The sequence below is a fragment of the Arthrobacter sp. JSM 101049 genome, assembly GCF_041679245.1.
GTDB lineage: Bacteria > Actinomycetota > Actinomycetes > Actinomycetales > Micrococcaceae > Arthrobacter_H.
Window position 1 is genome coordinate 130,164 of the sequence record NZ_JBGFFC010000005.1, and the last position, 13,302, is coordinate 143,465.

12 protein-coding genes and 1 tRNA gene are annotated in these 13,302 nt (G+C 69.8%); 4 read left to right on the forward strand and 9 right to left on the reverse strand.

Annotation, left to right across the window (positions count from 1 at the left end):
• Positions 1–164 precede the first annotated feature (164 nt).
• Positions 165–4,253, reverse strand: a complete 4,089-nt coding sequence (gene hrpA / locus AB8M85_RS14065) for an ATP-dependent RNA helicase HrpA (RefSeq protein ID WP_372699462.1) — start codon at positions 4,251–4,253, stop codon at positions 165–167.
• Between the two features lie 332 nt (positions 4,254–4,585).
• Here hrpA and AB8M85_RS14070 point away from each other — a divergent pair, with 332 nt between their 5' ends.
• The 4 genes from AB8M85_RS14070 to AB8M85_RS14085 all read left to right on the forward strand — a co-directional run bounded on the left by AB8M85_RS14070 (position 4,586) and on the right by AB8M85_RS14085 (position 7,535).
• Positions 4,586–5,590, forward strand: a complete 1,005-nt coding sequence (locus AB8M85_RS14070; RefSeq protein ID WP_372699463.1) for an ABC transporter substrate-binding protein — start codon at positions 4,586–4,588, stop codon at positions 5,588–5,590.
• Positions 5,591–5,680: 90 nt separating this feature from the next.
• Positions 5,681–6,589, forward strand: coding sequence for an ABC transporter permease (locus tag AB8M85_RS14075; RefSeq protein WP_372699464.1), 909 nt, complete (start codon positions 5,681–5,683; stop codon positions 6,587–6,589).
• 5 nt (positions 6,590–6,594) lie between these two features.
• Positions 6,595–7,386, forward strand: coding sequence for an ABC transporter ATP-binding protein (locus tag AB8M85_RS14080; protein WP_372699465.1), 792 nt, complete (start codon positions 6,595–6,597; stop codon positions 7,384–7,386).
• Positions 7,387–7,409: 23 nt separating this feature from the next.
• The gene (locus AB8M85_RS14085; RefSeq protein ID WP_372699466.1) at positions 7,410–7,535 is read left to right on the forward strand and encodes a hypothetical protein; all 126 of its coding nucleotides are present in this window, start codon (positions 7,410–7,412) and stop codon (positions 7,533–7,535) included.
• On the opposite strand, the gene AB8M85_RS14090 is transcribed toward AB8M85_RS14085, so the two are convergent.
• From AB8M85_RS14090 to AB8M85_RS14125, 8 genes are all read right to left on the reverse strand, one after another.
• Positions 7,508–7,792: a CHY zinc finger protein gene (locus AB8M85_RS14090; RefSeq protein ID WP_372699467.1), complete on the reverse strand. Its 285-nt coding sequence runs from the start codon at positions 7,790–7,792 to the stop codon at positions 7,508–7,510. The two genes, AB8M85_RS14085 and AB8M85_RS14090, sit on opposite strands and share 28 nt — an antisense overlap.
• A 47-nt stretch (positions 7,793–7,839) precedes the next feature.
• Complete coding sequence (locus tag AB8M85_RS14095) at positions 7,840–8,436, reverse strand: energy-coupling factor transporter transmembrane protein EcfT (protein ID WP_372699468.1); 597 nt, start codon at positions 8,434–8,436, stop codon at positions 7,840–7,842.
• Entirely contained in the window at positions 8,430–9,116 is a 687-nt protein-coding gene (locus AB8M85_RS14100; protein ID WP_372699469.1) for an energy-coupling factor ABC transporter ATP-binding protein, read from the reverse strand. The genes AB8M85_RS14095 and AB8M85_RS14100 overlap by 7 nt, the downstream gene beginning before the upstream one ends.
• Positions 9,113–10,240 carry a thiolase family protein gene (locus tag AB8M85_RS14105; protein ID WP_372699470.1) on the reverse strand — a complete coding sequence of 376 codons (1,128 nt, stop codon included), beginning with the start codon at positions 10,238–10,240 and terminating at the stop codon, positions 9,113–9,115. Before AB8M85_RS14105 ends, AB8M85_RS14100 begins: the two co-directional genes overlap by 4 nt.
• On the reverse strand, positions 10,230–11,399 hold the full coding sequence (locus tag AB8M85_RS14110; RefSeq protein ID WP_372699471.1) for an AMP-binding protein: 1,170 nt from the start codon (positions 11,397–11,399) through the stop codon (positions 10,230–10,232). The genes AB8M85_RS14105 and AB8M85_RS14110 overlap by 11 nt, the downstream gene beginning before the upstream one ends.
• A complete protein-coding gene (locus tag AB8M85_RS14115) occupies positions 11,396–12,052 on the reverse strand; it encodes a biotin transporter BioY (protein ID WP_372699472.1) in 657 nt (218 codons plus the stop codon). The genes AB8M85_RS14110 and AB8M85_RS14115 overlap by 4 nt, the downstream gene beginning before the upstream one ends.
• 222 nt (positions 12,053–12,274) lie before the next feature.
• A complete protein-coding gene (locus tag AB8M85_RS14120; RefSeq protein WP_372699473.1) occupies positions 12,275–12,919 on the reverse strand; it encodes a hypothetical protein in 645 nt (214 codons plus the stop codon).
• A gap of 284 nt (positions 12,920–13,203) precedes the next feature.
• Positions 13,204–13,276 (reverse strand) — tRNA-Arg (locus AB8M85_RS14125).
• Positions 13,277–13,302 lie beyond the last annotated feature (26 nt).

The following is a 13,302-nucleotide window of genomic DNA, read 5'->3' on the forward strand; positions in this document are numbered from 1 at the left end:
GGGTTTTCGCCGCTTGTACTGTCGTAATGCGACGAAAACCCGGGCATGCACCGGCCGACACCTCGGACCGCGTCCGCATCCGCCCCCAAATCCGCCCGGGCAGGCCCGCCGCACGCGCAGTGCCCCACCGCAGGCGCAGTCCCCCGCCGCACGAGGCGACCTGCCTACGCCGCGCTGGCTTCCCGCAACGCCGTGCGGATGCGCTTTTCCGATACCGAGTAGGCCGTGCCGAGTTCCTGGGCGAACATGCTCACCCGCAGCTCCTCGAGCATCCACTTGATCCGCGCCAGCGGTGCCGGCGTGCGGACGCCCGTGGGCAGGGCCGCCAGGGCGGCGTCGTACTCGTCTTCGAGGGCCTGGATCGCCAGCATCGACTGGTTGTCGCGCGCCACGTTGCCGGCCTCCAGCTTGTCCAGCCGCTTCGCGATCGCGTCCAGGTAGCGGGGCAGCGCGGTCAGGTGCGCGTAGCCGGTGGCCGCCACGAACCCGGGGTAGACCAGGTTCTCGAGCTGGCTGCGGATGTCGGACAGGGCGTTCACCAGCGCCAGCGACGAGGCCTTGGAGATCCGCTTGCCCACGATCCGGGCGGTGGAGAGCACCCGTTCGACGATCGCCGTCACCGCGAACACGGTGTCGATCAGCTCGGCCCGCACCCGCTCGAACAGCGCGTCGAACTCGCTGCGGCTGAACGGCAGTTCGGCCGGCACCAGCTTATCCAGCGCCGCCAGCGTGCAGTCGGCGATCAGCTTCTCCACCGACCCGTGCGGATTCTGCGTGAAGACCAGCTTCTCCTTGTTGTTCAGGTGGTCCAGCACGTACCGCGCCGGCGAGGGCACCCGGAGCAGCAGCAGCCGGATGACCCCTGCGCGGTGCGCCGTGAGCTGCTCGTCCTCGTTGCGGAACACGGTCAGCGACACCGAGTCACCGGCGTCGAGCAGACCGGGGAACGCGGTGACCTCGACGCCGGCCACCGTGGTGCTGACCTTGCGCTCGATCCGGTCACCTTCGCCCAGCCCGTCCGGCCAGGCCGTGAGGCCCGTGCGCTCGCGGCTGGAGGAGGACGACGCCGGTGCCTGGCCCGGGCGGGCGCCGGCACCTGGGCTGGGGGAGCCCGGGCGCTTCCCGCCGGCCGGATCGCCGCCCGTGCCCCGGCCCGCCTTGGTGTCGCCCGACTTGCCGCCGCCCTGCTTGCCGGAGCCAGTGGCACCCGGGGTGGATCCGCCGTCGTCCTGCCGTGCCTGGGCCTCGCGGGCCGCGGCCAGCAGGGCCGGGCCGGAACTGCCCAGCGACTCGGCCAGCGCCGCCCGGTTCTGGGCGGCCAGCGTGCGCTGGAGCATGGACAGGTCCTTGGATTCGTCCAGGATCCGGGACCGCGCGTCGAGGACCTGGAACGAGGCCAGCAGGTGCGGCGGTATGACGTCCCAGTTCCAGGACCCCGGCGGGATGACCACTCCGCGCATCCGGCGCAGCACCAGTTCCAACGAGGGTTCGAGGTTGTCGGTGGCGGGGTCGAAGTCCTCGGCCAGGGCGGACACGGCCTGCCGGGCGACGTCGGGAGCGGGCACGAAGTTCTTGCGGATCGCCTTGGGCAGCGACTTGATCAGCGCGGTGACCAGTTCGGCGCGCAGCCCGGGGATCAGCCACTTGAAGCGCTCGGGGTCGAGCTGGTTGAGGAACAACACGGGCACGCGCACGGTGACGCCGTCGTTCTCGCCGGCGGCCGCCGCCGGATTGAACTCGTAGGAGAGCTCGAGCTCCAGGTCCCCGTGGCGCAGGGTGCGCGGGAAGTCGTCCTGGTTCAGTTCCTCGGCGTTGGCATTGAACAGCTCGTCGGGGTCGAAGTCCAGCAGGGTGGGGTCATCGGCGCGGGCCTTCTTCCACCAGCGGTCGAAGTGGCGCTCGGAGACGACGCCGGCACCGACGCGCTGGTCGTAGAAGTCGAAGAGGTCCTCGTCCGTCGCGCCGAGGTCCCGGCGGCGCATGCGGGTCTCGAGCTCGTCAATGTCCGCCAGCAGCCGCCGGTTGCGCTGGAAGAACTTGTGGTGGGTCTTCCAGTCGCCCTCGACCAACGCGTGGCGGATGAACAGCTCGCGGGCGACCTCGGGGTCCACCCGTCCGTACTGGATGCGGCGCTGCGGGATGACCGTGACCCCGTACAGGGTGGCCTTCTCGTAGCCCATCACCGAGCCCATCCTGCGGGACCAGTGCGGTTCGGAGTACGAGTACTTCATCAGGTGCTTGCCGACCTCCTCGACCCAGAGGGGATCGAAGCGGGCGTTGACGCGGGCCCAAAGCCGGCTGGTCTCCACGAGTTCGGCGGCCATGACCCACTCGGGGTTCTTCTTGAACAACGCGGACCCGGGGAAGATCGCGAAACGGGTGCCCCGGGCGCCGGCGTAGTCACGCTTGCGCTCGTCGTAGGTGCCGATATGGCTGAGCAGCCCGGCGAGCAGGCTGGTGTGGATCTCCCGCTCCAGCCCGGCGGGATCCACCGGCCCGGTGGACAAGGTGATGCCCAGCGGCTTGGAGAGCTGGCGCAGCTGGGCGAAGAGGTCCTGCCACTCGCGCACCCGCAGGTAGTTGATGAACTCCTTCTTGCACAACCGGCGGAACGCGGAGGAGGAGAGCTCCTTCTGCTGCTCCTGCAGGTACCTGAACAAGTTCAGGAACCCCGAGAAATCGGACTTCTCGTCGTCGAACCTGCGGTGCAGCTCGGTGGCCCTGGCCCGCTGGCCGGTCTCCTCCGAGGGGCGTTCGCGCGGGTCGCGGATCGTCAGCGCGGCGGCCAGGACCATGACCTCCTTGGCGCAGCCGCGCTGGCCGGCCTCCACGATCATCCGTCCCAGCCGGACGTCGACGGGAAGCTGGCTGAGCTTGCGGCCCACCGGGGTGATCCGGGCGGAGGCACCCTCGCCCACGGCGCCGAGCTCGCGCAGCAGGGCCACGCCGTCGTTCACGGCCTTGGCGTCCGGGGGCTGGACGAAGTCGAAGCCGGCCACGTCGCGCGGGGACTCCACCACGCCCATCGAGGACATCTGCAGGATCACCGCCGCCAGGTTGGTGCGCAGGATCTCCGGGTCGGTGAACTCCGGACGGGATTCGTAGTCCTCCTGGGAGTAGAGGCGGATCGCGATGCCGTCGGAGACTCGCCCGCACCGGCCCGAGCGCTGGTTGGCGCTGGCCTGGGAGACCCGCTCGATCGGCAATCGCTGGACCTTGGTGCGGTGCGAATAGCGCGAGATGCGTGCGGTGCCGGTGTCGATGACGTACTTGATGCCCGGGACGGTCAGCGAGGTCTCGGCCACGTTGGTGGCCAGCACCAGGCGCCGATTGGCGCCAGGGTGGAAGACCTTGTGCTGCTCCTCCAGCGACAACCGGGCGAACAACGGCAGCACCTCGGTCCCCGTCAGCCGCCGGTTGGTGCGCACCCGGGCGCGCAGTGCCTCGGCGGCGTCGCGGATCTCGCGCTCGCCGGAAAAGAAGATGAGGATGTCGCCCGGTGCTTCGGCGGACAGCTCGTCCACGGCATCGCAGACGGCGTCGAGCGGATCGCGGTCCTCGTCGTCGGCATAGTCGGCGTCGTCGTCCTCGCGGCCCTCCGCGGGATTCAACGGCCGGTAGCGGATCTCCACGGGGAAGGTGCGTCCCGAGACCTCGATGATCGGGGCGGGCACGACGGCGGTGTCCCCGCCGTCCGCTGCCGCGGAACCCTCGGCTGCGGGGCTGCCGAAGTGCTCGGCGAAGCGCTCGGGGTCGATCGTCGCCGAGGTGATGATGACCTTCAGGTCCGGGCGCTGGGGCAGGATGCGCTTGAGGTAGCCGAGCAGGAAGTCGATGTTCAGGCTGCGCTCATGGGCCTCGTCGATGATGAGCGCGTTGTACTTGCGCAGCATCCGGTCGCGCTGGATCTCGGCCAGCAGGATGCCGTCGGTCATGACCTTGACCTGGGTGGCGGCCGAGACATGGCCGGTGAAGCGGACCTGGTAGCCGATCTCCTCGCCCAGCTCGCAGCCGGTTTCCTCGGCGATGCGCTCGGCGACCGTACGGGCGGCCAGTCGGCGTGGCTGGGTGTGGCCGATCATCCCGCCGTCGCCCAGCCCCAGCTCCAGGAGCATCTTGGGCAGCTGCGTCGTCTTGCCGGATCCGGTCTCGCCGGCGATGACCACCACTTGGTTGTCGCGGATGGCCTCCATGATGTCGTCGCGCCGGGCGCTGACCGGGAGGGACTCGGGATAGGAGATCTTTACAGCCATGGTTGAAACAGTCTAAGGGGCCCCGCCGCGGCGGCCCGGTCCACCCGGATGCCGCAGCGAGGCGCCGACCCGGGCCACGCCATACAGAATGTTGACAAAATGTGGCGTGGAACACGCTTTGTCTTCAAAAGGGCGGGTCGGTGATGCGCGTGTCCATGCGCCCCCGAGTCGAATGGACAATGTGAGTTGATTCACAGGTATCATCGAGATGTCTTTGGGGACGTGGTCGTCAAAAGATTGTCGAATCACTCGCAGTGGACGACGGGGCCCGGGCGGCATCGAAGAGGATGCCGGCCGCGGATGGCCCCGCGATCCGTGAAAGGAAAACACACATGAATATCACTCGTGCCGGCAAGCTGGTCGCTGCCTTTGCGGCAACTGCGCTGCTCGCCACTGCCTGCGGTTCCAGCGGCGCCGAGGACTCCGGTAGTGCCGCCGACGAGGCCAAGCCCGTCAAGATCGGCATCTCGCAATACGTCACTCACCCGTCACTGGATGCCGTGACCAAGGGCTTCAAGGAGGGCATGGCGGACGCTGGCTACACCGGCGACAAGGTCACCTACGACCTGCAGAACCCGCAGGCCGACGCCTCGACCAACACCGCGATCATGGGCCAGTTCGCCAACGACGACCTGGACCTGGTGCTGGCCATCGCCACCCCGACGGCCCAGGCCGCCGCCCAGGCGATCACCGACACCCCGGTCCTGTTCTCCGCCGTGACCGACCCGGTCGCCGCCAAGCTGGTGGACAGCAACGAGGCCCCCGGTGGCAACGTCACGGGTACCTCGGACAAGAACCCCGTGAAGGAACAGCTCCAGCTGCTCCAGGAGATCGCCCCCGAGGCCAAGACCGTCGGCATCGTCTACTCCTCGGGCGAGGTCAACTCCGCCGTCCAGGTGGAGTGGGCCAAGGAAGCCGCCGCCGAGCTCGGACTGGAGATCAAGGAAGCGACCATCTCCGCGTCGTCCGAGGTCCAGCAGGCCGCCAGCTCGCTGGATGTCGACGCCTTCTACGTCCCGACCGACAACGCGGTGGTCTCCGCACTGGAGGGCCTGCTGCAGACCGCGCAGTCCAAGAAGATCCCCGTGATCGCCGCCGATGGTGATTCCGTCAAGCGCGGGGCCACGGCCACCTACGGCATCAACTACGAGAAGCTGGGCAAGCAGACCGCCGAAATGGCCGTGAAGATCCTCAAGGACGGCGCCAAGCCGGCGGACATGCCGGTGGAGACGCTGACCGACGTCGACCTGTACGTCAACACCGCAGCGGCCAAGAAGGTCGGCGTGGAGATCCCGCAGGAGCTCCTCGACAAGGCCGCCGAGGTCTACAAGAAGTAGTCCGGACGGCAGCTCCACGCCCGTGGTGCCCAGACACCCACAGGTGGCCGGGCACCACGGGCGAACACCCCACGACACAAGGATCCCTACATGATCACTGCGGTTGAACTGGGCCTGATCTACGCGATCATGGCGCTGGGGGTCTACCTGACCTTCCGCATTCTCGATTTCCCCGACCTCACGGTCGACGGCAGCTTCACCACCGGCGCCGCCGTGGCCGCCATCGGCATCGTCAACGGCATGCCCGCACTGCTGGCCACCGTGCTGGCCTTCTTTGCCGGCGCCGTTGCCGGCATCGTCACCGGCCTGCTCCATACCAAGGGCAAGATCAACGGGCTGCTCGCCGGCATCCTGACCATGATCGCCCTCTATTCGATCAACTTGCGCATCATGGGCAAGGCGAACGTCCCCCTGCTGGGCGAGGACACCCTGGTGTCCCCGCTGCGCGAAGCGCACCTGACCGGGGGGATCATCTCCGTGCTGATCTTCTTCGCCGTCGCCCTGGCCCTGAAGTTCGTGCTGGACTGGTTCCTGCACACCGACGTCGGCCTGGCCATGCAGGCCACCGGCGACAACGAGGAAATGATCCGCAGTTTCGGCGTCAACACCGACAACCAGAAGATCCTGGGCCTGGCCATCTCCAACGGCCTGGTCGCGCTCTGCGGGGCGATGATCGCCCAGTACCAGGGCTTCGCCGACGTCGGCATGGGCATCGGCCTGATCCTCATCGGCCTGGCCTCGGTCATCATCGGCCAGGCGATCTTCGGCACCCGCACGATCTTCGTGGCCACCCTGGCCGTCATCCTCGGTGCCGTGCTCTACCGGGTCTTCATCCAGCTCGCCCTCGATGCCGGCATGGACCCGAACGACATGAAGCTGATCTCCGCGATCCTGGTGGTCATCGCGCTGGTGCTCCCGCAATGGAAGGGCTTCAGCCGCTTCGGCAAACGCATGCGCACCATCACCTCGGCCGCCGAAAAGCAGAAGGAGACGGTGTAGCCGCCATGCTGGAGATCAACAACCTGTCCAAGACCTTCTTCGCCGGAACGGTCAACGAGCGCAAGGCCTTGCGCAACATCAACCTGCAGCTGACCGACGGCGAATTCGTCACGGTCATCGGCTCCAACGGCGCGGGCAAGTCCACCGTGCTGAACATGGTCGGCGGCAAGCTGCGCCCCGACGCGGGCACCGTGCGCATCGCCGGCAAGGACGTCACCAGGCTCGCCGACCACGCCCGCGCCCGGTACATCGGCCGCGTCTTCCAGGATCCCATGGCCGGCACCGCGCCGAGCATGACGATCGAGGAGAACATGTCCCTGGCCCTGAACCGGGGCAAGGTGCGCGGACTCGGGCTCGGTGTGACCAAGGGCAAGCGCGCGCAGTTCGCCGCCGAGCTCGAATCGCTCGAACTCGGGCTGGAAAACCGGCTCAAGGCCAAGGTCGGCCTGCTCTCCGGCGGCCAGCGGCAGGCGCTTTCGCTGCTGATGGCCACGTTCAGCGGCCCCAGGATCCTGCTGCTGGACGAGCACACCGCCGCCCTGGATCCGCAGCGTGCCGCCCTGGTCGCGCGGTTGACCGAGGAGATCGTCCAGCGCCACCAGCTGACCACGCTCATGGTCACGCACAACATGGAGCAGGCGCTGCGGTTGGGCACCCGGCTGGTCATGATGCACGACGGCGAGATCATCCTTGATCTCGATACCGAGGCCAAGTCCAAGATGACCGTTCCCGGACTGCTCAAGGAGTTCGAGAAGATCAAGGGAGCACAGCTCGACGACCGGACCATGCTGCAGTAGCCACGCACGGCTAAACACCTGGCATGCCAACCATCAGGGCCCGCGACCGGAACCATCCGGCCGCGGGCCTTGTGCTGTCAGGCCACCAGCTCGCCATGCCCAAGGGCAAGCGGCTGCCGGGCTACGGGTGTGCCGGTGCCTCGAAGTAGAGCCCGGCATGGAGCTTGCAGCCCGGGTTGAACCGGGCGCCGCATCCCGGGCAGTGCCCGGTGCCCAGGTACTCGCCGATGCCCCACTGGCTGCCGCAGACCCCGCAGAGGATGGCCCGCGCGTCGTACTCCGTTACCGGCCAGGGGAGGGCCGGGTGCTGGCCGGGGACCTCGTCGTGGCAGAGATGGCACGGGTAGTACGCCCCGCAGCAGAAAAACCGGATGGCGATGACGTCGAGCAGGCTGTCGTAGTGCACGCACCGGGTCTGGGAATCCACCGGCTGCCCGAGGACGGGCGGCCGGTTCACCGCACGCCCCGCGCCGTCAGGGCCTCGCCGAGCTCGTCGGCATGCTTGAGCGAGACCACCAGGAACGGGACCACGAACCGGGCCAGGCTGGCGGGGGCGCCGCGGGCCCGCTGGGCTTCGCGGACCCCTGAACCCAGGCGGGCCAACACGGGCACCGTGGTGATCGTGATGCTCAGCAGCAGGGAGGCGCGCTGGGGATCCAGGCCCCACCGTGCTGTCGGTGTCAGCAGCCGTTCGACCGCGTCGAGCAGGTCGGTGATGCACGTGGTGAGCACCAGCAGGGAGGCCAGCAGGATCGTGGCCAGGACCCGGTTGGTGTTCGCCACCGCCGCCTCCGGGGCCACGAAGAGCAGTTGAACGCCGAGGGTGACGGCCAGCAGCCAGCGCAACGCACCCACCTGGCGCACCAGGATGCCGGCGCCCAGGCCCGCGACGGCGTAGCCGAGGGGTGCCACGGCGAGGGCCACCCCGGCTGCCCACCAAGCGGAGGGCAGGAAGGACAGGGCCAGCACCACCACGGCCAGGGCCAGTGCCTTGGGCCCGGCGGGCATCCGGTGCAGCAGGCCGGTGCCGGGCTGGTAGAGGCTCAGCACACCAGCGACCGTTCGTACTCGGCGATGACCTTTTCGGGGGTGCCGGTGGCGCGGATCCGGCCACCGGCCACCAGCACCGCCGCATCACACCGCGCCGCCAGGGCCAGGTCGTGGGTGACCAGCACGAGTTGGTGGCCTTCCCGCTCGAGCAGATGTCCGGCAACGAGGCGGGCATTGCGGGCATCGAGCAGCGCTGTGGGCTCGTCGGCGATGACCAGTTCGGGACGGCGGACGAACGCCCCGCACAGGGCGAGCAGCTGCTTCTGGCCGCCGGAGAGCTCATGGGCCGACCGCCCGGCCAGGGACGAGAGCCCGAAGTCCTCCAATGCGGCAGCCACGCGGGCGGCGGCCTCGTGGCGGGGAAGCTTCTCCGGCCGCAGGGAGAAGGCCACGTCCTCGGCGACCGTGGGCATGATGATCTGGGCATCCGGGTTGCTGAACACCACCGCGACCTTCCGGCGCAACTCCCGGGGTCCGCGGACCGCTTCGAGGCCGTGGACGTGCACCTGCCCGGTGGAGGGGGCCACCAGCCCGCCGATGACCCGGGCCAGGGTCGACTTGCCGGAGCCGTTGTCGCCGATCACGGCGATCCGCCGGGCGTCCAGGTCGAGCGAGGCCTGCTCGAGCACGGTGGTCCCGCCCAGGGTGACCGAGACGTCGCGGAGCACGATGGCGCTCATCGAACCACCTCGAAGACCGCGGCCACGCCGAGTCCGCCGCCCACCGACGCCGCGGCCAAGCCCAGGGTTCCGGGCGGGGCGCCGCCGCGCATCAGCCGGCCGAACAGCCGGACGACCGACACCGCACCGCTGGCTCCCCACGGGTGACCCCACGCCAGCGCCCCGCCGTCGGCGCACACCCGGGGATCGTCGTCGGCGACGCCGATCCGCTCCAGCACCGCCAGTGTCTGGACGGCGAACGCCTCGACCACTTCGATCGCCGCCACGTCGGACACCGCACGGCCGGCCGAGCGCAACGCGGCCTCGATGGCCGGTGCCGCCCCGAGGCCGGGCAGGGCGGGATCGCAGCCGATGACAGCGTGGGAGCGCAGCGCGAGCCCGGGGCCGGCGTGCGTGCCGCTGGCGACCAGGGCGACGGCGGCCGCCCCGTCGCTGATGCGGCAGGAGTTCCCCGCCGTGAGGCTGCCCCCCGGGAACAGCGGGGTGAACCGGGGGAGCAGCGACGCACCCCGCGACGGCAGCTCGTCGGCCAGGAGGCCGCCTACGGGGACGAGCTCGTGGGTGAAGGCCCGGCGCCCGGCGGCCGCGACGGCCCGCCGGTGGGAGCGCGCGGCGTAGGTATCCTGACGGGAGCGCGGGATCCCGGCGGCCGCGGCCAGGTCCTCGGCCGCCCGCGGCATGCCCGGATCCGACCAGCCTGCCGGGACGAACGGGGCACGGTCATAGGGGACGCCGTCGAGGGATCGCACGGGGGCCGTCGACGCGCTCTCGGCCCCGCCAGCCAACTGCAGCCGGTCATCGCCGGCACCGATGGCCTGGGCCGCGGTGATGACCGCCGCCAAGCCGCTTCCGCATTGCCGATCCACAGTGACCCCCGGGATCTCGTGGCCCAATCCCGCCCGCAGCGCGGCGGTCCGGGCCGGGTTGCCGCCAGGGCCCATGCAGTTGCCCAGCACGACGTCGCCGACGACGATCTGCCGCCTCGAGGCGGCCCGGGCATCGTCCAGGGCGGCTGCCAGCACGGGGGCGGCCAACGCGTCGATGGGCAGTCCGGAGAGGGCGCGGCCGCGCGTGGCGATCGGGGTTCTGCGCGCGGCGATGACCACCGGGGTCCTAGCGTCCAAGGGCGGCCACCTCCCCGGCGGCGAGGCGGCGGGCAATCTCGGCGCGGGCGGGCTTGCCGCTTGCAGTGCGCGGCAGGGTCGTGGTGAACCATCGTCGCGGCCGGTGGGCGGGGGAGAGCAGTTCCCCGGCCGCCCGGCGCAGGCCGGCTGCATCGGGCCATGCGGTGCCGGTTGCCGGTTCGATGACTGCCGCGACCAGCTTGCCGATCCCCGGTGCCGGAATCCCGAGGACGACGGCGTCACCCACCCCGGGCACCAGTCGCAGGGCTGACTCGACATCCTCCGGGACGACCGTGGCCGACGCCGTCAGGATCGCACCGTCCGCCCGTCCGCCGAACACCAGCCGGTCGCCGACCAGTTCGGCCCGGTCGCCCACGGTATGCCAGCCGTCCACGGTCCGCAGTGGCCCCGGGCCGGCGTGCCCGGCGGGATGGGAGAGGTAGCCGTTGGCAACATAGAGGGAGCGGACCCAGAGCAGCCCGTCGCGGACGTCGACGTCGACGCCGGGGAAGGGCAGGTAGCCGCTCCCGGTGTCCACGGCGACCACCGAGAGTTCGGCGGCCCCGTAGTAGGAGACCACCTGGATCCCACGATCGGCGGCCCGTTCCCGCAGGGCGGGGTCGAGCCGGCTGCCGCCGACCAGGGCCGCCCGGAGCCGGGGTGGTGCTTCCTCGTCGAGCAGCCGGGCCAGGGCCTGCGGGGTGCCGTGGAAGAGCGTCGCGTCCGCGAAGTCCCCGGCGCTGGTGGCGTGGCCGGAGGGCAGCAGTGGGTGCGGCCCGCCCTCCAGGGCGTGGGCGAGGGAGAACAGCGAGATCGAGGCGGCAGGGGGTGCCGGCAGGGCGAGTGCATCGCCGTCGTGCATGCCCACCAGCTCAGCGAAGCGTTCGAAGGAGGCAGACCAGGAGGATGCCGAGCGCAGCACAATGCGCGGGAAGCCGCTGCTGCCCGAGGTCAGGGTGGCCCAACCCGTTTCGGCCGGCGCGGGGGACGCGGCGCAGAGCTCGTCGATGCCGTCCCACTGCCGGGTGGACCAGCGGTCGTCGCCGACCAGGGGCACCGCGCCGGCGGCGCGGAGGGCCGACAGGTGCTCCAGCAACAGGGTCGTCGCCTCCGGCCCCGCGGGGCGGTACCGAACCGGCACCAGTTCGCGGGGCGTCACCGGACTGGCTGTCCCGTGCGCTCGCCGATGGCGGCCGCATCGGGTGCAGGGGCAGGCGTGGAGGTTGCGGTGCTGGTCCCGGCCAAGGGAACGACAGCCGTGCGCCGGAAGGCCCGCGGGTAGGCGCGGGCCAACGTCATCGTGATGGCCGCCGCGATGGCGACCTTGACCAGGTCGCCGGGCAGGAAGACCAGGGACTGCAGCACGGTGGCCTCCAGCGGCAGCCGGGTCACCAGGGCCTGGACCGGGATGCCCACGGCGTAGATGACGGGGATGCCGCCGACGAGGATCCCGAGGACGGTCCGCCACCGCGCCAACCGCGGGCCGGCGTGCACGATGGCACCGATCACGGCGGCACCGGCGATCCAGCCAAAGAGGTACCCGGCGGACGGGCCCACGAATGCGCCCAGCCCGCCGCGTCCGCCGGAGAGCAGGGGCAGGCCGAGGGCGACCAGCGCCAACAGCACGACCATGGACAGCGCCCCGCGCCAGGGGCCGAGCACCGCTCCGGCCAGCATGACGCCCAGCGTCTGGGCGGTGATCGGGACCGTCCCGAAGACGGAGAAACCGCCCGGCAGGCCCAGGGCCGCGACGATGGCGGCGAAGACGGCGATACGGGCGATGTCGGTGGCATCGAGGCGGAAGCGGCTCATCGTGGTCCTGACTGCAGTGCGGCGTGACGCTCTTGAACGGCGTTCACTTGAACGCTGTTCACTGTAGCGTCGACGGCTCCTTTCGCAAAGTGCCGTGGGTTGCGCCTGGGCCGGGAGGCCGCCGGAACAGCTTCCTGCGACCGCCCGGCGGTGTGGGGTGCGAGCGGGGCGGCCTGCGGATCCTCGACCGGCGGCCTCGTCGACGTCCAGATGGGCGCGCGTCTACGTGGATTTCAACCGGGTCATGGCCCGTTCGGCCTGGTTCAGGAGCGCCTGCAGGACCTCTGCGTCCTGGTAGGTTCTGGACGTGATGACAAGTTGGACCTGAAACCCGTCTTCGAACAGCAGGACGCTGGTCAGGTGGAAGGGCCTGCCCGCCAGGGTGGACACCATCCTCAGGGCTCGCGAGGCGGATGTCTTGGCCTCCACGTTGGCCACCTCGAGGTCAAAGGCCATGGTCTGGTCCGGCAGGCGGGCTTCGAAGGTGGAGCAGCCGGCGACAGATTGGGTGTCGCGGTCGAAGGCGGCCTTGGCGGCTGCAGGATCAGCAGCTGACATGACCGTGAACGTTACGGACCGCTTCGAATCTGGGAGCGGTGCTGACCCGTGCGCCACAGTGCCATTATTCGCCTCGAGTTCCTCGACGATATCGAGGCCAAGCGCGGCGCCACACGTCGCAGGTGCGAACATCCTGGAATTTGTTTGGTGCTCGGCATCCAAACCTGGACGCAGCGACTCGCCGGAGGAGATCTCGGTCCCCGGGACGCCGTAGAAGAAGTCGTCGACCACCTCCCTGAGCTCTGCATCGCTCAGTGCCGGAGTCACAGCGGCGTCGGCTTCCGTTGATGCGGCCGAATCATGGCTCACCGATGGCGACGGTCCGGTCGTCTCCGGGGACCCCGTGCTTGAACAACCGGCCAGGGCCAGGGTGGCGGCCAGGGGGAGGGCAAGGTGCAGTGGATTCTTGATGACGGGATCCTTCGCGGTGGATGCGGTACGTTGTAGCGTTCCAGTACTTAACCTATGCGTTGGATGATCAACCGACGAGGTGCAGGGGAAGGCTGTGGATAACCCCGCCCATTGAAGACGCCGGACACGAAAAAGGCCCCCGGCACGAATGCCGGGGACCTCTTTCTGGTGCCCCCCAGTAGTGCCCTCGAAAGGATTCGAACCTTCGACCTGCTGCTCCGGAGGCAGCCGCTCTATCCCCTGAGCTACGAGGGCGTGCCGCGATCCTGCTGCGGCTGGGA